This is a genomic window from Klebsiella sp. ZJOU C1 (assembly GCF_035620215.1).
Classification (GTDB): Bacteria; Pseudomonadota; Gammaproteobacteria; order Enterobacterales; family Enterobacteriaceae; genus Klebsiella; species Klebsiella variicola.
On record NZ_CP141644.1, the window covers coordinates 4,014,353 to 4,033,811 of the forward strand.

21 protein-coding genes are annotated in these 19,459 nt (G+C 57.1%); 8 read left to right on the top strand and 13 right to left on the bottom strand.

The features are described from left to right. Together ligA and zipA are read right to left on the bottom strand one after the other, a co-directional pair. Complete coding sequence (gene ligA / locus SPE70_RS19195; RefSeq protein ID WP_012540946.1) at nucleotides 1-2,016, bottom strand: NAD-dependent DNA ligase LigA; 2,016 nt, start codon at nucleotides 2,014-2,016, stop codon at nucleotides 1-3. Nucleotides 2,017-2,085: 69 nt separating this feature from the next. Next, on the bottom strand, nucleotides 2,086-3,135 hold the full coding sequence (gene zipA / locus SPE70_RS19200; RefSeq protein ID WP_063106007.1) for a cell division protein ZipA: 1,050 nt from the start codon (nucleotides 3,133-3,135) through the stop codon (nucleotides 2,086-2,088). Nucleotides 3,136-3,365: 230 nt separating this feature from the next. On the opposite strand from zipA, the gene cysZ reads away from it, so the two are divergent. From cysZ to crr, 5 genes are all read left to right on the top strand, one after another. Then, nucleotides 3,366-4,127, top strand: coding sequence for a sulfate transporter CysZ (gene cysZ / locus SPE70_RS19205; RefSeq protein WP_008803876.1), 762 nt, complete (start codon nucleotides 3,366-3,368; stop codon nucleotides 4,125-4,127). 176 nt (nucleotides 4,128-4,303) lie between these two features. Beyond that, nucleotides 4,304-5,275 (top strand): cysteine synthase A, encoded by a 972-nt coding sequence (gene cysK, locus SPE70_RS19210; RefSeq protein WP_012540942.1) that lies wholly within the window; start codon nucleotides 4,304-4,306, stop codon nucleotides 5,273-5,275. A gap of 380 nt (nucleotides 5,276-5,655) precedes the next feature. Next, nucleotides 5,656-5,913: a phosphocarrier protein Hpr gene (ptsH, locus tag SPE70_RS19215; protein WP_002913505.1), complete on the top strand. Its 258-nt coding sequence runs from the start codon at nucleotides 5,656-5,658 to the stop codon at nucleotides 5,911-5,913. A 44-nt stretch (nucleotides 5,914-5,957) separates the two neighbouring features. Continuing rightward, on the top strand, nucleotides 5,958-7,685 hold the full coding sequence (gene ptsI, locus SPE70_RS19220) for a phosphoenolpyruvate-protein phosphotransferase PtsI (RefSeq protein ID WP_008803874.1): 1,728 nt from the start codon (nucleotides 5,958-5,960) through the stop codon (nucleotides 7,683-7,685). Nucleotides 7,686-7,727: 42 nt separating this feature from the next. Then, on the top strand, nucleotides 7,728-8,237 hold the full coding sequence (gene crr / locus SPE70_RS19225) for a PTS glucose transporter subunit IIA (RefSeq protein WP_008803873.1): 510 nt from the start codon (nucleotides 7,728-7,730) through the stop codon (nucleotides 8,235-8,237). 40 nt (nucleotides 8,238-8,277) lie between these two features. Here crr and SPE70_RS19230 read toward each other — a convergent pair whose 3' ends face one another. Next, entirely contained in the window at nucleotides 8,278-8,517 is a 240-nt protein-coding gene (locus SPE70_RS19230) for a cytoplasmic protein (protein ID WP_136047288.1), read from the bottom strand. Further along, nucleotides 8,517-9,380 carry a pyridoxine/pyridoxal/pyridoxamine kinase gene (gene pdxK / locus SPE70_RS19235; RefSeq protein WP_012540940.1) on the bottom strand — a complete coding sequence of 288 codons (864 nt, stop codon included), beginning with the start codon at nucleotides 9,378-9,380 and terminating at the stop codon, nucleotides 8,517-8,519. Before pdxK ends, SPE70_RS19230 begins: the two co-directional genes overlap by 1 nt. Before the next feature lie 82 nt (nucleotides 9,381-9,462). On the opposite strand from pdxK, the gene ptsJ reads away from it, so the two are divergent. Then, nucleotides 9,463-10,761, top strand: coding sequence for a MocR-like B6 salvage transcription factor PtsJ (gene ptsJ / locus SPE70_RS19240; protein ID WP_016161615.1), 1,299 nt, complete (start codon nucleotides 9,463-9,465; stop codon nucleotides 10,759-10,761). A gap of 181 nt (nucleotides 10,762-10,942) precedes the next feature. Then, complete coding sequence (locus tag SPE70_RS19245; RefSeq protein WP_008803870.1) at nucleotides 10,943-11,338, top strand: YybH family protein; 396 nt, start codon at nucleotides 10,943-10,945, stop codon at nucleotides 11,336-11,338. Here the strand turns inward: SPE70_RS19245 and cysM are convergent. The 5 genes from cysM to cysP form a co-directional block, all read right to left on the bottom strand. Continuing rightward, the gene (gene cysM / locus SPE70_RS19250) at nucleotides 11,335-12,246 is read right to left on the bottom strand and encodes a cysteine synthase CysM (protein WP_012540938.1); all 912 of its coding nucleotides are present in this window, start codon (nucleotides 12,244-12,246) and stop codon (nucleotides 11,335-11,337) included. The two genes, SPE70_RS19245 and cysM, sit on opposite strands and share 4 nt — an antisense overlap. A 118-nt stretch (nucleotides 12,247-12,364) precedes the next feature. Next, on the bottom strand, nucleotides 12,365-13,459 hold the full coding sequence (gene cysA / locus SPE70_RS19255) for a sulfate/thiosulfate ABC transporter ATP-binding protein CysA (RefSeq protein ID WP_012540937.1): 1,095 nt from the start codon (nucleotides 13,457-13,459) through the stop codon (nucleotides 12,365-12,367). Further along, on the bottom strand, nucleotides 13,449-14,324 hold the full coding sequence (cysW, locus tag SPE70_RS19260) for a sulfate/thiosulfate ABC transporter permease CysW (RefSeq protein WP_008803867.1): 876 nt from the start codon (nucleotides 14,322-14,324) through the stop codon (nucleotides 13,449-13,451). Before cysW ends, cysA begins: the two co-directional genes overlap by 11 nt. After that, the gene (gene cysT, locus SPE70_RS19265; RefSeq protein ID WP_002913626.1) at nucleotides 14,324-15,157 is read right to left on the bottom strand and encodes a sulfate/thiosulfate ABC transporter permease CysT; all 834 of its coding nucleotides are present in this window, start codon (nucleotides 15,155-15,157) and stop codon (nucleotides 14,324-14,326) included. The genes cysW and cysT overlap by 1 nt, the downstream gene beginning before the upstream one ends. Continuing rightward, nucleotides 15,157-16,173 (bottom strand): thiosulfate/sulfate ABC transporter substrate-binding protein CysP, encoded by a 1,017-nt coding sequence (cysP, locus tag SPE70_RS19270; RefSeq protein ID WP_008803866.1) that lies wholly within the window; start codon nucleotides 16,171-16,173, stop codon nucleotides 15,157-15,159. The genes cysT and cysP overlap by 1 nt, the downstream gene beginning before the upstream one ends. Nucleotides 16,174-16,373: 200 nt before the next feature. Between cysP and SPE70_RS19275 the strand changes: the two genes are divergently transcribed. Beyond that, entirely contained in the window at nucleotides 16,374-16,736 is a 363-nt protein-coding gene (locus SPE70_RS19275; protein ID WP_012540934.1) for an endonuclease domain-containing protein, read from the top strand. A 96-nt stretch (nucleotides 16,737-16,832) separates the two neighbouring features. Here the strand turns inward: SPE70_RS19275 and SPE70_RS19280 are convergent, their stop codons facing one another. The 4 genes from SPE70_RS19280 to SPE70_RS19295 all read right to left on the bottom strand — a co-directional run bounded on the left by SPE70_RS19280 (nucleotide 16,833) and on the right by SPE70_RS19295 (nucleotide 19,325). Then, nucleotides 16,833-17,732 (bottom strand): Dyp-type peroxidase, encoded by a 900-nt coding sequence (locus SPE70_RS19280; protein ID WP_032736077.1) that lies wholly within the window; start codon nucleotides 17,730-17,732, stop codon nucleotides 16,833-16,835. Nucleotides 17,733-17,826: 94 nt separating this feature from the next. Continuing rightward, nucleotides 17,827-18,402 (bottom strand): RpoE-regulated lipoprotein, encoded by a 576-nt coding sequence (locus SPE70_RS19285; RefSeq protein ID WP_008803863.1) that lies wholly within the window; start codon nucleotides 18,400-18,402, stop codon nucleotides 17,827-17,829. A gap of 61 nt (nucleotides 18,403-18,463) precedes the next feature. Beyond that, the gene (locus SPE70_RS19290; RefSeq protein WP_032736078.1) at nucleotides 18,464-18,913 is read right to left on the bottom strand and encodes a DUF2919 domain-containing protein; all 450 of its coding nucleotides are present in this window, start codon (nucleotides 18,911-18,913) and stop codon (nucleotides 18,464-18,466) included. Then, the gene (locus tag SPE70_RS19295; protein ID WP_002913637.1) at nucleotides 18,900-19,325 is read right to left on the bottom strand and encodes a GNAT family acetyltransferase; all 426 of its coding nucleotides are present in this window, start codon (nucleotides 19,323-19,325) and stop codon (nucleotides 18,900-18,902) included. Before SPE70_RS19295 ends, SPE70_RS19290 begins: the two co-directional genes overlap by 14 nt. Between the last annotated feature and the right edge of the window lie 134 nt (nucleotides 19,326-19,459).

Here is a 19,459-nt window from a genome sequence, read left to right on the forward strand (position 1 = left end):
TTATTCTCCCAGCAGACGCATCATTTCGGCTTCGTCAATCACCTCAATGCCCAGCTCCTGCGCTTTCGCCAGCTTAGAACCCGCCGCTTCGCCGGCAATCACCAGGTCAGTTTTCTTCGACACACTGCCTGCCACCTTCGCCCCCAGCGCGACGAGACGCGCTTTGGCGTCATCCCGCGATAGCTGACTCAGGCTGCCGGTCAGGACCACGGTTTTACCCGCAAACGGGCTATCAATCTCTTCCGCCTTCACCACGACTGGCGCCGGCCAGTGAACGCCTTCGGCCAGCAGCTGCGCGATGACATCGCGGTTACTCTCTTCGGCAAAGAAGTTGAAGGTATGGGTGGCAACCACGATGCCAACATCAGGGACCTTTTGCAGCTCCTCAATGGAAGCCTGCTCCAGGGCTTCAAGAGTGCCGAAATGCGCCGCCAGGGCCGCCGCTGTCGCTTCGCCTACCTCGCGAATACCCAGAGCGTAGAGGAAGCGTGCGAAGGTCGTCTCTTTGGCTTTTTCCAAAGCATTGACCACATTTTGCGCGGACTTCGGCCCCATCCGATCCAGCCCGGTGAGTTTCCCGGCGCTCAGGCGGAACAGATCCGCCGGCGTATGGACATACTCTTTCTCCACCAGTTGGTCGATGATCTTGTCACCCATGCCGTCAACGTCGAGCGCGCGACGGGAGACGAAGTGCTTAAGCGACTCTTTACGCTGCGCGCCGCAGATAAGGCCGCCCGTACAGCGGGCTACCGCCTCGCCCTCCACTCGCTCAACGTCGGACTGACATACCGGGCAGTGGGTCGGGAAGACAACATCCCGGGCATCCGCCGGACGCTCGGAAAGCACCACATTGACCACCTGCGGGATCACATCGCCTGCACGACGAATCACTACCTTGTCGCCGATTTTCAGACCTAAGCGTTCGATTTCATCGGCGTTATGTAGGGTGGCATTGCTCACCAGCACGCCGGCGACATGGACCGGCTCCAGGCGCGCCACTGGCGTGATCGCCCCGGTGCGCCCTACCTGGAACTCCACATCCCGGACGAAAGTCATCTGCTCCTGTGCCGGGAACTTAAAGGCCACGGCCCAGCGCGGCGCGCGGGCCACAAAACCCAACTGCTCCTGCAGCGCTAGCGAATCGACTTTGATCACCACGCCATCAATGTCAAAGCCCAGATGAGGACGATCTTCCTCGACTTTACGATAGTAAGTGAGCACTTCCTCGGGAGTATGACACAGGGTGACGCGATCGCTCACCGGCAGTCCCCATGCTTTGAACTGCTGCAAACGGGCCGAGTGGCTGGCCGGCAGCTCACCGCCCTCCAGCACGCCAACGCCGTAGCAGAAGAAAGTAAGCGGTCGCTTCGCCGTGATGCGCGGATCGAGCTGGCGCAGCGAACCCGCCGCCGCATTACGCGGGTTAGCAAACACTTTTCCGCCGGTGCGGCGCGCTTCTTCATTGATTTTTTCAAACCCGGCCTGCGGAAGGAAAACCTCACCACGCACCTCAAGACGTGCCGGGATATTCTCGCCATGCAGCTTGAGGGGGATAGTGCGAATGGTTCGCACATTGGAGGTAATATCCTCGCCGGTGGTACCGTCGCCGCGGGTCGCGGCCTGCATCAGTACGCCGTTTTCGTAGAGAATACTCACCGCGAGGCCGTCGAGCTTAAGCTCGCAGCAGTAGGTGAGATCGTCAGTGCTTTTCAGGCGATCCTGTACCCGCTTGTTGAAGGCGAGAAAGCTCTCTTCATCAAACACGTTGTCCAGCGACAGCATCGGCACTTCATGGCGGATCTGGCTGAAGGCAGTTAGTGGCGCCGCCCCCACCCGCTGAGTCGGCGAGTCCGGGGTAATCAGCTCCGGATGTTGACTCTCCAGCTCGCGCAGCTCGCGCATCAGGCGGTCATATTCCGCATCGGGCACTTCCGGCGCGTCCATAACGTGGTACAGATATTCATGATGGCGAAGCGTGGTTCGCAGTTCAGTCAGTTGTTGTTCGATCGGTTCCATATCACACCATCAATGATAAAAAACCCCCGACAGGCGGGGGTTGAGAAGGAGTTGAGATAACGCGGGACGTCAGGCGTTCGCGTCTTTCACTTCGCGAATACGATCCTGGTATTCACGCAGTTTTTGCGGCGTCATCATGCGACGCTGATCGTCAAGCACCACGCCGCCCACTTCATCGGCGATATACTGCGCAGACTGCAGCATCAGCTTGAAGTTCTGCAGTTCATCACCGTAGGAAGGGACCTGCATAAAAATAGTCACCCCAGGGGTCATCATATCCGCCATGCTGTCCGGATTGAAGGTCCCCGGCTTCACCATGTTGGCCAGACTGAACAGTACCGGGCCGCTGCCATCCGGACTCAGATGGCGGTGGAAAATATTCATTTCACCAAACTTGAAGCCGGCCTGCTGGATGCTGTTGATCAGCACCTCGCCGTTAAGCTGTGCGCCGTGATGGGCGGCGACGTTCATCACAATGACCGTCTCTTTACGCTCTTTCGGCTGCGGCGCGGCAGGCTGCGGCGGCTCTACCGGCTGCGGCTCGGCGACGGCGGGCTGCGGCGCGGCAACAGGCTGTGGCACAGGCTGCTGTGGGGCGGCTGGCTGCGGCTGGGCAACGGTCGGCGTCACCGGCTGCGGTGCGACGGGCTGCGGCTGATGTTGGGGTTGCACGGACGGCTGCGCGGGCTGCGGCTGTTGCCAGCCAGGCTGCGGAGCCGCATGCGGCGCAGGCTGCTGTCCCTGCGGTTGAACCGGGGCCTGGCGCGGCGATTGCTGCGGCTGGCGAACCGGTTCATCAGGACGCACAGGCTGCTGCATCTGGCGCTCGTAAGGCGGCTGGTACTGGTGCTGCGGCGCCTGACGAGGGGCTTCATGCTCCCCATGCGCGCCGTGCGGGGCGTGAGTGACCGGATGAACGCGGACTTCACCTACGCCTTCAACATTATCATCAAAGTCTTCGTTTTCCGACTCATCGTCGCGCGACTTCATACGTTTCAGTGGGCGATCGCGAAACATCGAAGAACGTTCTTTACGGCTGGTCCAAAAACCATGTACCAGTAAAGCGATTATGGCGATCGCGCCAACAATGATTAATATCAGACGCAAATCCTGCATCATTATATTCTCTGTTGTTCTAACACCTTGCCACCACGGCAAACATTTACTCACTAAGAGTATTTGCCGATTACCTCAAGTGCAAGTGCGTCGGTCGCTTTCACCACATAAAGATGAACTAAATCGTGCTTTTTGCTGTTTTTTCGAACATTTCCTAACTGGTTATTGTCTGGCGACCCGATAAAATAAGCGAGCATTCACACTGGATGTTAAAAAAGGAGCATTGCCTGGCTATGGTTTCATCATCCGCACCGACCCCGCGTAGCGGCGTTTATTATTTTTCGCAGGGCTGGAAACTCATCGGGCTGCCTGGCATACGGCGTTATGTCTTTTTGCCTTTGCTGGTTAACGTGCTGCTGATGGGCGGAGCCTTCTGGTGGCTATTTACCCGTCTCGACAGCTGGATCCCCTCGCTGATGAGCCATGTGCCGGACTGGCTGCAGTGGCTGAATTACCTGCTGTGGCCGGTGGTGGTGCTCTCGATTCTGCTGGTGTTTGGTTACTTCTTTTCGACTATCGCCAACTGGATAGCTGCGCCGTTCAGCGGCCTGCTGGCGGAACAACTTGAAGCGCGTCTGACTGGCGCCACCCCGCCGGACGTCGGCGTCTTTGGCATCATGAAGGATATTCCGCGCATCATGAAACGTGAGTGGCAGAAGCTGGCCTGGTACCTGCCCCGCGCCATCGTGCTGTTGCTGCTCTACTTTATACCCGGCGTTGGCCAGACGGTGGCCCCGGTACTCTGGTTCCTGTTCAGCGCATGGATGCTGGCGATTCAATACTGCGATTACCCCTTTGATAATCACAAGGTCCCCTTCAGGACCATGCGCGAAGCGCTGCGCAGCCGCAAAGTGATGAATATGCAGTTTGGGGCGCTCACCAGTCTGTTTACCATGATCCCGGTGTTAAACCTGGTGATCCTGCCAGTGGCCATCTGCGGCGCCACCGCAATGTGGGTCGATTGTTATCGCGATAAACACGCGGTCTGGAAATAGCCCCAACATGTTCACCCCGGGAGCGGCTGAGGCCGCTCCTTATATCTCGCTTATTCCTTCTCGCTTATCATTATTTCCCTTCCGCATATAGATATGCTAAATCCTTACTTCCGCATATTCTTTAAGCGGGTATGCTGATGCCGTACCCCCAAATTTCATACAGTTAAGGACGGGCCATGAGTAAGATTTTTGAAGACAACTCCCTGACTATCGGTCACACGCCGCTGGTACGACTGAACCGCATTGGTAACGGCCGTATCCTGGCAAAGGTAGAATCTCGTAACCCGAGCTTTAGCGTAAAATGCCGTATCGGCGCCAATATGATCTGGGATGCTGAAAAGCGCGGCGTTCTGAAACCTGGCGTGGAACTGGTCGAACCGACCAGCGGCAACACCGGTATCGCCCTCGCCTACGTGGCGGCGGCCCGCGGCTACAAGCTAACGCTAACCATGCCGGAAACCATGAGCATTGAGCGCCGCAAACTGCTGAAAGCGCTGGGCGCCAACCTGGTACTGACCGAAGGCGCAAAAGGCATGAAAGGCGCTATTCAGAAAGCGGAAGAGATCGTCGCCAGCAACCCGGAAAAATTCCTGCTGCTGCAGCAGTTCAGCAACCCGGCTAACCCGGAAATCCACGAAAAGACCACCGGCCCGGAAATCTGGGAAGACACCGATGGTCAGGTGGACGTCTTTATCTCTGGCGTAGGCACCGGCGGTACGCTGACCGGCGTCAGCCGCTACATTAAAAATACCAAGGGCAAAAAAGATCTGATCACCGTCGCGGTCGAACCGACCGATTCGCCGGTCATCTCCCAGGCGCTGGCGGGTGAAGAGCTCAAGCCAGGCCCGCACAAAATTCAGGGTATCGGCGCCGGCTTCATTCCTGGCAACCTGGATCTAAAGCTGGTGGACAAAGTGATCGGCATTACCAACGAGGAAGCTATCTCCACGGCGCGCCGTCTGATGGAAGAAGAAGGCATCCTGGCGGGTATCTCTTCCGGGGCCGCTGTTGCCGCCGCGCTGAAGCTGCAGGAAGATGAGGCCTTTACCAATAAGAATATTGTGGTTATCCTGCCTTCCTCAGGTGAGCGTTATTTAAGCACCGCGCTGTTCGCCGATCTCTTCACTGAGAAAGAACTGCAACAGTAGTGCCAGCTTGTAAATAATGTGTAAAAAAGCACCTTTTCAGGTGCTTTTTTGTGGCATACGTCAAAGTTTTACCCCTCCTGGCATTGATTCACCTCGTAGGGTCTGGTATTTAACCAGCACATTTATTTTGATGCGCGAAATTATTCAGAAGAGGATTTCCGCCAGCTGAATCGATTTTATGATTTGGTTCAAGTCTTCCTTTCGCGGCATAATGTTTAATGACGTGCTAGACGTCAATGGCCCGCAGGTCTTCGCAGCGCCAGGCGCTGCCGACGCCAAGGCCGGAAACGTAACGCCGGCGCTAACAATACAGGCTAAAGTCGAGTCGTTAGACTAGACTTTAGGTCCACAACACTAAACCTATAAGTTGGGGAAATATAATGTTCCAGCAAGAAGTTACCATTACCGCTCCGAACGGTCTGCACACCCGCCCTGCTGCTCAGTTTGTTAAAGAAGCTAAAGGCTTCACTTCTGAGATCACTGTAACCTCCAACGGCAAAAGCGCCAGCGCCAAAAGCCTGTTCAAACTGCAGACTCTGGGCCTGACCCAGGGAACCGTAGTGACCCTCTCCGCTGAAGGCGAAGATGAGCAGAAAGCTGTTGAGCATCTGGTTAAACTGATGGCTGAACTCGAGTAAGTTCACGGGTTCTTTTTCATATCAGTCACAAGTAAGGTAGGGTTATGATTTCAGGCATTTTAGCATCCCCGGGTATCGCCTTCGGCAAAGCACTGCTGCTGAAGGAAGATGAAATTGTCATCGACCGGAAGAAAATTTCTGCCGATAAGGTTGATCAGGAAGTCGAACGTTTCCTGAGCGGCCGCGCCAAGGCCTCCGCCCAGCTGGAGGTCATCAAAACCAAAGCTGGTGAAACTTTCGGTGAAGAAAAAGAAGCCATCTTCGAAGGGCATATCATGCTGCTGGAAGATGAGGAGCTTGAGCAGGAAATCATAGCCCTGATTAAAGATAAGCACATGACTGCCGACGCGGCAGCCAATGAAGTTATCGAAGGTCAGGCCACTGCCCTGGAAGAGCTGGACGATGAATACCTGAAAGAACGTGCGGCTGACGTACGCGACATCGGTAAGCGCCTGCTGCGCAACATCCTTGGTCTGTCGATTATCGATCTGAGCGCGATTCAGGATGAAGTCATCCTCGTCGCCGCCGATCTGACCCCGTCTGAAACCGCACAGCTGAACCTGAAAAAAGTGCTGGGCTTCATCACCGACGCGGGCGGCCGTACCTCTCACACCTCCATCATGGCGCGTTCCCTGGAACTGCCGGCCATCGTGGGCACCGGCAGCATCACGGCGCAGGTGAAAAACGGCGATTATCTGATTCTCGACGCGGTGAACAACCAGGTTCTGGTCAACCCGTCTAACGAGCAAATTGAAGCGCTGCGTAATCTGCAGGCTCAGGTTGCGGAAGAAAAAGCCGAACTGGCGAAACTGAAAGATCTGCCGGCGATTACCCTCGACGGCCATCAGGTTGAAGTCTGCGCCAACATTGGTACCGTTCGCGATGTCGAAGGTGCTGAGCGCAACGGCGCCGAAGGCGTTGGCCTGTATCGTACCGAATTCCTGTTCATGGACCGTGACGCGCTGCCAACTGAAGAAGAGCAGTTTGCGGCCTATAAAGCGGTGGCTGAAGCCTGTGGCTCTCAGGCCGTTATCGTGCGTACCATGGACATTGGCGGCGACAAAGAGCTGCCGTACATGAACTTCCCGAAAGAAGAGAACCCGTTCCTCGGCTGGCGTGCCGTGCGTATCGCGATGGATCGTAAAGAAATCCTGCGAGATCAGGTGCGCGCCATCCTGCGTGCCTCCGCTTTCGGTAAACTGCGCATTATGTTCCCGATGATCATCTCTGTTGAAGAAGTGCGTGCGCTGAAGAAAGAGATCGAAATCTACAAACAGGAACTGCGTGACGAAGGTAAAGCATTTGACGAATCCATTGAGATCGGCGTGATGGTGGAAACACCGGCTGCGGCGACCATTGCTCGTCATCTGGCCAAAGAAGTTGATTTCTTTAGTATCGGCACCAATGATTTAACGCAATATACTCTGGCAGTTGACCGTGGTAATGATATGATTTCACATCTTTACCAGCCGATGTCACCGTCTGTACTGAATCTGATTAAGCAAGTTATTGATGCTTCTCACGCTGAAGGTAAATGGACTGGCATGTGCGGTGAGCTTGCGGGCGATGAACGTGCTACACTTCTGTTGCTGGGTATGGGGCTGGACGAATTCTCTATGAGCGCCATTTCCATCCCGCGCATCAAGAAGATTATTCGTAATACGAACTTCGAAGATGCGAAAGTATTAGCAGAGCAGGCTCTTGCTCAACCGACAACGGACGAGTTAATGACGCTGGTTAACAAGTTCATTGAAGAAAAAACAATCTGCTAATCCAAGAGATGCGCGGCCCAAATTACTGCTTAGGAGAAGATCATGGGTTTGTTTGATAAATTGAAATCTCTGGTTTCTGATGACAAGAAAGACACCGGAACTATTGAGATTATTGCTCCCCTCTCCGGTGAGATCGTCAACATCGAAGACGTGCCGGATGTGGTTTTTGCGGAAAAAATTGTGGGCGATGGGATTGCCATCAAACCGACCGGCAACAAAATGGTCGCGCCGGTAGACGGTACCATTGGTAAAATTTTCGAAACCAACCATGCGTTCTCTATTGAATCTGATAGCGGCATCGAGCTGTTCGTTCACTTCGGTATTGATACCGTTGAACTGAAAGGCGAAGGCTTCAAGCGTATCGCTGAAGAAGGCCAGCGCGTGAAAGTCGGTGACCCGGTTATCGAATTCGATCTGCCGCTGCTGGAAGAGAAAGCCAAGTCTACCCTGACGCCGGTGGTTATCTCCAACATGGACGAGATCAAAGAGCTGATCAAACTGTCCGGTAGCGTGACTGTGGGTGAAACCCCGGTTATCCGCATCAAGAAGTAATGCTTGCTGCATAAAAATGGCGCCGAAAGGCGCCATTTTTTTATATCGCGCTGGTCACCGGCTGATAGCACTTCTCCCGGGACAAGATGCGCAATCCCTCCGGCGTGCTCTCCAGAATACGACGATCACTGTCAGAGACCAGCAGATCGCACTGGTACCCTCCGGCCAGGCCGAACAGCGACCGCGCTACGCAGGCATCCTCCAGCGCCGCCTCCCCTGTGGTATCAAAATGACCGACAATACGCCCCTGTTGGCGGATCACTAACCGATAGCTTTTCATCAGTTTTTCTCCCGTGGCGGCAGGATCAGTTCGTCACACCCCTGCGCGGCAGTCCAGTTCATGACCTCCAGCACGCGCCGGGCGGCAGCCTGCGTCGCCGCCCCCAGCGCCAGGCCGGTGAGCAGACCGCTCACCAGCTCTGCACAGAACAGATCGCCCGTTCCCTTCAGGTCCGTTTCCACCCGCGGGTGGGCCACCACCTCCACCGCATCGGCCGTCACCACCAGCACATTTATCGTCGAACGCGCCTCTCCCGGCGCGCTGGTGATCACCACCCATTTGAGGGTATCTGACAGCAGGCTTCGCGCCGCCGCGACCGCCTCCTGCTGATTGCGACAGCGCTGGCCGCTCAGCGTTTCCAGCTCAAACAGATTGGGGGTGATCCCTTGCGCCAGTGGCAGAAGATGCTGACGATAGGCGTCCGGGATCTCAGCCTTAACGTAGATGCCGCTGTCGACATCGCCGATGACCGGATCCACCAGAATGCACAGCCCGGGATGGCGGGCCCGCACCCGCGTCAGCCACTGCGCCAGACGTTCGATTTGAACGGCGTTGCCCATATAGCCGGTGGTCACTGCACGCAGTTCGCGCAACGCGTCGCGTTCCTCCAGCGCCTGCAGATACCCAACAAACCACTCCTCCGGAATAATGCCGCCATAGAACGTCTCATAATGGGGCGTATTGCTGAACAGTACCGTCGGCACCGCCAGCACGCGCAAACCGTGCTGTTTAATGGCCGGAACCGCGATGCTGTTGCCAACGCTGCCATAGACTACCTGGGACTGCACAGCGACGATATCGACTTCCGACGCCCGGCTTGTGTCGTGAAAGAGCACTGATTGTATGTCATCTTGCTGGCCCATCTTTTCTCCCCCCGCTGGACAGCGGGTCACGCACTGATTATGATTCGTCCTATGCTAAATTTCATTTTGTCATAGGTCAATAATGTTTACCGGAAAAACCGCCAGCGATATCTTCGATCATATCCGCCATCTGGTGCAGAGCGGTGGGTTGCGGCCCGGAGAGGTTCTGCCACCGGTACGCGAGCTCGCCAGCCAGCTGGAGGTGAATCGCAATACCGTCGCCGCCGCCTATAAACGGCTGGTCACCTCCGGGCTGGCCGTCAGCCAGGGACGAAACGGCACGGCCATTAAAGCACGGGATCCGCTGCCGGCGCTGGAGGGCGGTGACCCAACGACGCCGCTGAACGATATCTCCAGCGGCAATCCGGACCCCGCCAGACTGCCTGAATTAACCCGTTATCTGGGCCAGCTTGCCCGCACACCACGCCTGTATGGCGATGCTCCCATCGAGCCGCGGCTTGGTCAATGGGCCGAGGCGTGGTTTGCCAAAGAGATAGCGGTTCCCTTTGCGGTGAATCTCGCCAGCGGAGCGATTGACGCCCTGGAGCGTCTGCTGAGCGCTCTGCTGCTGCCCGGCGACGGCGTTGTGGTGGAAGATCCCTGTTTTCTCAGCAGCATCAATATGGTGCGTTACGCCGGTTTTACCCCCTGCCCGGTGGCGGTGGATGCCGAGGGGATGGATCCTGACGGCCTGGAGGAGGCGTTACGCAACGGCGCACGGGCGGTGATCTTAACCCCGCGCGCGCATAATCCTACCGGCTGTAGCCTGACGGAAACCCGGGCGCATGCCCTGCGGGAGGTGCTGGCCCGCTATCCGCAGGTACTGGCGATTGTTGATGACCATTTTGCCCTGCTGTCGGCCACGCCATGGCACTCCCCTCTTCCTGCAAGCACGCAACGCTGGGCGCTGGTGCGCTCAATGTCAAAAACCCTCGGGCCAGACCTGCGGCTGGCCTTTATCGCCAGCGATGCCGATACCTCAGCGGCGCTGCGCCTGCGGCTTAACGCCGGCAGCCAGTGGGTCAGCCATCTGCTGCAGGACCTGACGCTGGCCTGTCTGACCGATGAGGCGTTTATCGCCTCGATGACGGAGACCCGTCGTCATTATCGCCAGCAGAATGAGAAACTGGCGGCGGCGCTGGCCCGGCACGGCCACAGCCATGCTACGCCTGGCGATGGCCTTAATTTCTGGCTGCCGCTGCCAGCGGCGAGCCAGCCCTACGCCTTACGCCTGGCCCGCGCCGGCTGGCTGGTCCGGGAGGGGGAAATATTTGGTGTCCGAACGCCTGCGCACGGGCTGCGCCTGTCGCTGGGCCGTCTGAGTGACGCTGAGATTTCCCGCCTGGCGGCTGATATTGCGCTGGTCTTAAACCAACCCTGATGCAGGCCGTATCATTCAGCATGTTGAAGCATCTGCCGCACAGGTGAGTGATGGCAGCTGCCGATAAACTAATGAAAAAGTAAACGAAAGCAGGCACAGTCTTACCTGCATACCCTGCTCCCCCGGACGAATAAAACAGTCCCGGCGGCGGACAAATCGCTCGCAAGAAGGAGCACCAGAGATGCATCACACTGACCTGGCACTGAAGGCGGTCATTGAAGCCTGCGACCGCGCTATCTCACAGGAAGATTACGATACCCTGATGGCCTATTACGCAGAAGACGCCGCGCTGGTCGTCAAACCGGGCATGGTGGTCAGAGGGAAAGAGAATATCCGCAAAGCCTTTATCGCCATTGCCGACTATTTCCAGCACCGACTGGTGGTGACTCAGGGGAAAATGGAGGTTATTGAAGGCGGCGGCAATGCGCTGGTGATTATGGAGACCCGGCTGGATATCCCGACGGCGGACGGGATATCCCAGGTCACGCGGCGCGCCACCTATGTCTTTCAGAAGCAGGGCGAGCGCTGGCTGTGTACGGTCGATAACTCCTACGGCACCGACCTGCTTGATGATTAAATGCCAGCCCCCTGGCTAAAATGTTCTTCGCCGAACACGCCGGTGGAAAGGTAACGATCGCCGCGATCGCAGACGATCGCCACCACCACCGCGCCAGGATTTTCACGGGCAATGCGTAACGCGCCCGCCACCGCGCCGCCGGAACTGACCCCGCAGAAAATGCCTTCCCGCACCGCCAGCTGACGCATGGTATTCTCGGCATCCTGCTGATGAATATCCAGCACCGCATCCACCAGCGAAGCGTTAAAGATCCCCGGCATATACTCTGCCGGCCAGCGACGGATCCCGGGAATACTGCTGCCCTCTTCCGGCTGCAGGCCGACAATGGCCACCGGTTTACTCTGTTCGCGCAAAAAGCGCGACACGCCGGTAATGGTGCCGGTGGTCCCCATGCTGGAGACAAAGTGGGTGATACGTCCCGCGGTCTGCTGCCAGATTTCCGGCCCGGTGGTAGTGTAGTGGGCGTAGGGGTTATCCGGGTTGTTAAACTGATCGAGCAGTTTGCCCTCTCCGCGCTGCGCCATCTCAAGGGCCAGGTCGCGGGCCCCCTCCATTCCCTGCTCTTTAGTGACCAGAATCAGCTCGGCGCCGTAGGCACGCATCGCCGCCCGGCGCTCCTGGCTCATGTTGTCAGGCATCAGCAGCTTCATATGATAGCCTTTCAGCGCGGCGATCATCGCCAGCGCAATACCGGTGTTACCGCTGGTCGCTTCGATCAGCACGTCGCCGGGCTGAATTTCGCCGCGCTTTTCCGCTTCGACGATCATCGACAGCGCGGCGCGGTCTTTTACCGAGCCGGCCGGATTATTGCCTTCGAGTTTGACCCAAACTTCGCTGCCGTTGTCAGGACCCAGACGCTGAAGCTTGACCAGAGGGGTATTGCCGATGGTGTGTTCGAGTGTATTCACGATTTTTACTCAATAAAAAAGCCGGGTTGCGCTTCGCTTACCCGGCCTACAAGACGCGTAAAAATTCCAGGCCCGGAAAGCGTAGCCTTACCGGGCGATAGACCTGCTCAATAAGCTATCAGGCCGACTCCGCCAGAGCAAGCTCGCCGCGCGGCTCGATACGCTCGGTACCGTTATACAGGCGCGCGTTTTGCAGGCCAACGAACAGCCGTTCGCCGCGGGACGGCGCCTCATCGCCCGCCAGCACCACGCTCAGCGGTTCGTCATACCACCCCAGAGGCTGAACGACTAATTGGGTGTAGTGCCCTTTCGGGCTGGCTTCCAGGACCTGCACCGGCAGCGGGGAATCCAGGCTGGTCCGGCGGCTGATGTCCACTTCCCACGGACGCAGGAACAGATCCACCGGCCCCTGGTATGTTGGGGTATAGCCTAACGGCCAGCGGTGCGCGCCAACGTGGAACTGTCCACCGCGGATAATGCCCTGCAGGCGGTTTACTTCGCCCATAAACTCCAGTACGAAACGGGTCGACGGTTCACGCCACACGCGCTCCGGGGCATCGGCTTGTTCGATGTTGCCCTGACTCATCACCACCACCCGGTCAGCAACTTCCAGCGCCTCTTCCTGATCGTGGGTGACGAACACGCTGGTAAATTTTAACTCTTCATGCAGCTGACGCAGCCAGCGGCGCAGCTCTTTACGCACCTGCGCATCCAGCGCGCCGAAGGGTTCATCCAGCAACAGAATTTGCGGCTCCACCGCCAGGGCGCGCGCCAGCGCCACACGCTGTTTCTGGCCGCCGGACAACTGCGCCGGATAGCGATCAGCCAGATGGGCTAGCTGCACCATCTCCAGCAGTTTGGTCACTTTGGCTTTGATCGCCGCCGCATTGGGTCGTTCACGGCGCGGCAGCACGGTCAGGCCAAAGGCGATGTTGTCGAACACCGTCATATGACGGAACAGCGCATAGTGCTGGAAGACGAAACCCACTTTACGGTCGCGGGCGTGCATCCGGCTGACGTCGGTGCCGTGGAAGCGGATATGACCGCTGGTCTGATGCTCCAGCCCGGCGATAATTCGCAGCAAGGTGGTTTTTCCGGAGCCCGAGGGCCCCAGCAGCGCAACCATTTGTCCGGAAGGGATATCCAGCGAGATATCATTCAGCACCTGGGTGCGACCAAACGATTTCTTAATATTGGCAATCTCAATGCTCATGATTTCCCTCCTGTTGCGCGCGTTCTTTCTGATTGGCCAGACGCCATTGCAACATACTCTTTAAAAACAGGGTCAGAATAGCCATTAACGTCAGCAGGGCCGCAGCGGTAAACGAGCCGACGGTATTGTAATCCTGCTCCAGTAGTTCAATTTGCAGCGGCAGCGACAGCGTTTCTCCACGAATCGAACCGGAGACTACCGACACTGCGCCAAATTCGCCGATGGCGCGGGCGTTGGTCAATACCACGCCATACAGCAGCGCCCAGCGAATATTCGGCAACGTCACCCGACGGAACATCTGCCAGCCGGAAGCGCCCAGCAGCACCGCAGCTTCATCTTCATGACTGCCCTGGCTCATCATCACCGGCACCAGCTCGCGCACCACAAACGGACAGGTGACAAAGATGGTCGCCAGCACCATGCCCGGCCAGGCGAACATGATCTGCAGGTTATGCGCATCAAGCCAGCCGCCCAGCGGGCCGTTAGAGCCATAAAACAGCAGATACACCAGACCGGCCACCACCGGCGAGACGGCGAACGGGATATCCAGTAACGTCAGCAGCAGCTGGCGGCCGGGAAAAGTAAAACGTGTCACCAGCCAGGCCAGCAGCGTACCGAACACCAGGTTCACCGGTACGGTAATCAACGCAATCATCACCGTCAGCCAGATGGCATGCAGCATGTCCGGGTTGGCCAGGTTTTCCAGCACCGGCATCAGCCCTTTGCTGAAGGCCTGGATAAAGATATAGAGCATCGGCACGACGAGGATGAAGGCGGAGACCACCATCCCGACGCCAATCAGAAACCATTTCCCCCAGTTGATGCGGGGCGCGTCGTAGCGTTTCAATTGAGTAACTTCCGCCATTAGTGACCTACCACGCGTCGACCAAAGCGACTCTGCAGGGTATTGATGGAAAAGAGCAGCAGCAGTGAGGCGGCCAGGATCACCGAGGCGATCGCGCTCGCCGCCGGATAGTCAAACTCCTGCAGACGAATAAAGATCATCAGCGAGGTCACCTCTGTCTTCCACGCGATGTTGCCAGCGATAAAAATCACCGCGCCAAACTCGCCGAGGCTGCGGGTAAACGACAGGGCAATGCCCGCCAGCAGCGCCGGCGACAGCTCCGGCAGCACCACTTTGCGGAAACTCTGCCAGCGCGTGGCGCCCAGCGTTTCCGCCGCTTCCTCATACTCGGGTCCCAGCTCCTCCAGCACCGGCTGCACGGTACGTACCACGAACGGGATGCTGGTGAAGGCCATCGCCACGGCGATGCCGAGCCAGGTATAGGTCACTTTAATATCGAACTTCGCCAGCCATTCACCGTAAATTCCGTTAACCGAAAACAGCGAAGCCAGCGTCAGGCCGGCCACCGCCGTCGGCAGCGCAAACGGCAGATCCATTAAGGCATCCAGCAGCGTGCGGCCAGGAAAACGATAGCGAGTGAGGATCCAGGCCATCAGCAGACCAAAGACGCCGTTAAAAATCGAGGCCACAAACGCCGACAGCAGCGTCACCTTATAGGCCGCCACCACCTGCGGATTGGTGATCACATCCCAGTATTGCGCCCAGCTCATCTGCGCCAGCTGCATCACCAGCGCGCTGAGCGGTAATAACAAAATCAGACAGACAAACAGCAGGCTGGTGCCGAGGCTCAGGGTAAAGCCCGGCAGCACGCGCTTGGACGACACAGCAAACATTACTTACGCCCCGCCGCCAGCAGTTTGTCCAGTTCGCCGCCGCTGGCGAAGTGGGTTTTCATCACCTCAGGCCAGGAGCCAAACTTGTCCTCTACGCGGAACAGCTCGGTCTGCGGGAATTTATCCTTCAGGGCGTCCATCACTTTCGGGTTGTTTACCCGGTAGTAGTAGTCGGTAATGATGGTTTGCGCCTGCGGGCTGTAGAGCCAGTTCAGGTAGGCTTTCGCCGCCTTTTCCGTGCCATTGGCTTTGACGTTTTTATCCACCCACGCCACCGGGAACTCCGCCAGAATGTTGGTTTTCGGGATCACCACTTCAAATCCCTGCGCCTCATACTGCTTACGAATATTGTTCACTTCCGATTCGAAGCTAATCAGCACATCGCCCAGGCCGCGTTCAGCAAAAGTGGTAGTCGCCCCGCGTCCGCCGGTATCAAAGACTTCGACGTTCTTCAGAAACTGGGTCATAAACTGTTCGGTTTTGGCTTTATCGCCGCCGTCGGCTTTATCCGCCGCGCCCCATGCCGCCAGGTAGGTGTATCGGGCGTTACCCGAGGTTTTCGGGTTCGGGAAAATCAGCTTGACGTCAGAGCGAACCAGATCGTTCCAGTCATGAATGTTTTTCGGGTTGCCTTTACGCACCAGGAAACCCATCGTCGAATAGAACGGTGAGCTGTTGTTCGGCAGGCGGCTTTGCCAGTCGGCCGGGATCAGGTTGCCCTTGTCATGCAGGATCTGCACGTCCGTCACCTGGTTGTAGGTGACCACGTCCGCCTTCAGGCCCTGCAAAATAGCCAGCGCCTGCTTGGATGAACCGGCATGCGACTGCTTAATCGTCAGCGTGTCCCCGCCATTGTCCTTCGCCCACTGCTGCTCAAAAGGCGGGTTAAGGGCGGCAAACAGCTCGCGGGAGACATCATAGGAGCTGTTCAGCAGCTCTGTCGCCTGCGCCTGCGCGGCCAGCAGCATGGAAGCCGCCAGCGCCAGATATCCTTTTTTCAGTGATTTAACGGCCATTGCGCACCCTTATCAACGTTGAACATTTTCTGATGATCATCATATTTATAACGGGTACGAAAGGAGTAACGGTTTTATATACCGTTTGGCGATTTGGAAGTCGAAAAGAGAATAAGCAACTGGCAAAGCTTTGCTGAAAGCGGCTCGCAGATTAGACGTGTCATTGTGACAAACGGCAGCCAGGCGTGCACTGTGTTTATATGAAAAACACACAGATATTTGCTCGTCAGCTCAGACGTAGCTTAACGCCAACAGAACGTCGACTATGGTACTTACTGCGCAACCGCCATTTTGCTTGCTATAAGTTTCGCCGCCAGCATCCCGTTGGTCCCTATATTCTCGATTTTGCCTGCTGCGCAACACGGCTGGCGATTGAACTGGACGGCGGCCAACACGATGAGAGGCGTGCCTACGATGTTCGCCGCACCCGCTGGCTACAGAGCCAGGGATGGCGGGTTTTACGCTTCTGGAATAATGAGTTTGAAGAGTATGAAGATGCGGTGATGCAGAGAATACTTGAAGCGCTTGAGTCGCCGATGCCCTCACCCCGCCCCTCTCCCTGAGGGAGAGGGAGAAAGAGAGTCCGCACGCAGATTCCATAACCGCACCGAACGGTTCCCTCTCCCCCTTGGGGAGAGGGTTAGGGTGAGGGGAAAAAATTACAGCGCCTGAATACGCTCCAGCGACGGCGCGAAGTAATAGCCGCCGGTCACCGGTTTAGTGAAGCGCAGCATCGCGTCGCGTTTGCCGTCGGTATCGCCGAACATGCTCAGCAGCTGCTGCTCGATGTTATACAGGCGCGCGCAGTAGGCGCAGAAATAGAGACCATGGGTGCCGCTGGCGGTGCCGTACGGCAGGCTCTGACGGACGATTTTCAGCCCTTTGCCATCTTCTTTTAAGTCCACGCGGCTCAGGTGCGACGTGACCGGACGCTCGTCGCCATCGATCTCTTCGTTGGCTTCTTTGGTACGGCCGATCATCATCTCCTGATCCGGTACGCTCATGCGGTTCAGCTGTTTGAGATTATGCTCCCAGCGCTGGACGAACACGTAGCTGCCGCCCGCGTCAACACCGTCTTTAATGACTGCCACTTCGCGGCGGGTTTCTTCCCCCGCCGGGTTTTCGGTGCCGTCGACAAAGCCGCTGAGGTCACGCTCTTCCACCCAACGGAAACCGTGGATCTCTTCTTTCACGTCGATAGCGTCGCCAAAGGCGGCCATCGCGGCCTGCGCCACCGAGAAGTTGACTTCATGGCGGGCGGATAAAATATGAATCAGCAGGTCATACTGGGTGGACGGCGCCAGCCCTTTGCCGTAGACCGGAAAATCTTTTAACTCTTCCGCCCCTTCGCCGCCGCACAGCTGACGCCAGACGTTATTGCCGAACGCCACCACCGCCCCGAGTTTGGCGTCAGGGAATTTAGCCTGGAAGGTGGCCACGTTATCGACAAAATTTTTGCTCGCTTCGCGCAGGGCGTTAACGTCCCCTTTGACATTGGCTTCAATCCAAATCGCCGCGCGGCAATGTTCCGGCAAAATGCCGCTCTGAACCTGAGACATCGCTCCTCCTGAAATGATGCAACCACAACGCTATCGCGTTGCTAACGCGCCATTGTAACCGTTTTTCAGGGCCGTCGTGTCTCTTCAGATCAATTTAGCGACGCCAGATAATTTTGCTGACCTTCCAGTTTTTCAGCGTATCGTCGGAGGGCATCAGCTCGTCCGGGCCGCTCCAGTGGCCGGTAAAGGCATAGCTGATATGCTGGCTCCCCTCGGCCTGACACTCTACGACCGCGCCATTGTCATTGCTGCCTTTCTGGCAGTTGCCGAAGGCTTTGCTGTACAGGTCGCTAAACGGTGTGCCGATTTTCACGCCGCTGGCGGTTTTGATTTCGGCATCACGCACGTCAATCCGGCTGATGGTACCGTTGTCGCCATTGATGGTCAGCGCCACGCTGTTGTCTTTCAGCGCTTCAAAATAGTGGACGATATTGCCCTTATCGGTCTTCATCCCGCTGCGTAAACGGTAGTCGCTCCCCAGCGCATCGCTAATAGCCTGTTCATTGAGCGGCGTGGAGGCCGTCAGTTTACCCACCCCCTGCTCGGTCACCTCGGTGGAAGCGCCAAACCAGTTCCACGGATAGGCCGCCGACCAGTTGACTGCGCTCATCGTGGAGCAGCCGGTCAGCGCCAGCGGAAGCGCACAGAGCATTAAACGTAGCGATTTCATATCACAATCCTTTCTGAGTCATTCAACGCATGTTGGAGTTCACGATCGGCAAAAAGTGCCCTTAAAAGGTGGTCTGGCGAAAACAGGCGCCCAGGCGACGGCTGGTTAACAGCCACCACAGGGCATAACCATCCGCCACCAGCAGCCCGATGGTCAGCAAGGAGGGAGATTCGCCGCTCAGCCATAGCATCGGCTGCCACAGCAACAGCAGCAATTGCGATAGCACCAGCAGCCAGCGCATCGCCCGCCACGCGCGCGGCAGGCGCTGACGGTAGCCGCTAAGCAGAAAGGCCAGCACCGCCGGCACGCCGGGGAGTAAACCGAGCCAGAAGCGGTCGTGATCGGGATAGAACAGATTAAGAATCGCGTCGCCCTGCTGGCGCGATGCGCCGGCCATCAAAAACAGCACCCACGTGCGGGCCTGCAACAACAGCACGCACCAGAAGAGCAAAGGCAGGCGCAGACGGCCATGGGCATCAAAATCGGCGGGGATAAACTCAGTATTCTTCATCTTCGATCAGACGCTTGCCCAGGGTCAGGACATCGGCGTATTCATAGCCCAGCCGCTCATACATTCCCTGCACCACGTCGTTGTCTTCACGAACCATAATGTTGATTTTCGGGCAGCCGCGGGCAATCAGCTTTTTCTCGAGCCGGTTGAGCAGCGCGTTCGCGATACCCCGGCCACGATATTCCGGATGGACGCCGAGATAATAGGCCGATCCGCGATGACCGTCATATCCGCCCATCACCGTGCCGACCACTTCGCCATTCACTTCCGCCACCAGAAACAGGCTGACGTCATGATTCAGCTTGCGCTCAATATCCATCTCCGGATCGTTCCACGGGCGCAGCAGATCGCAGCGCTCCCACAGCGTCACAACCTCTTCGAAATCCTGCTGGCGAAAAACGCGAATCTCCATGGTATTCCCCACCATTGACGGTTAAAAACAGTGATTATGGCGCGAATATAACTGATAGCCAATATCAGGCGAAATCAGCGACAAAAAATGGCATAATATGACTTTGTCATGTATTGAAATGAAAAGTAAAACAA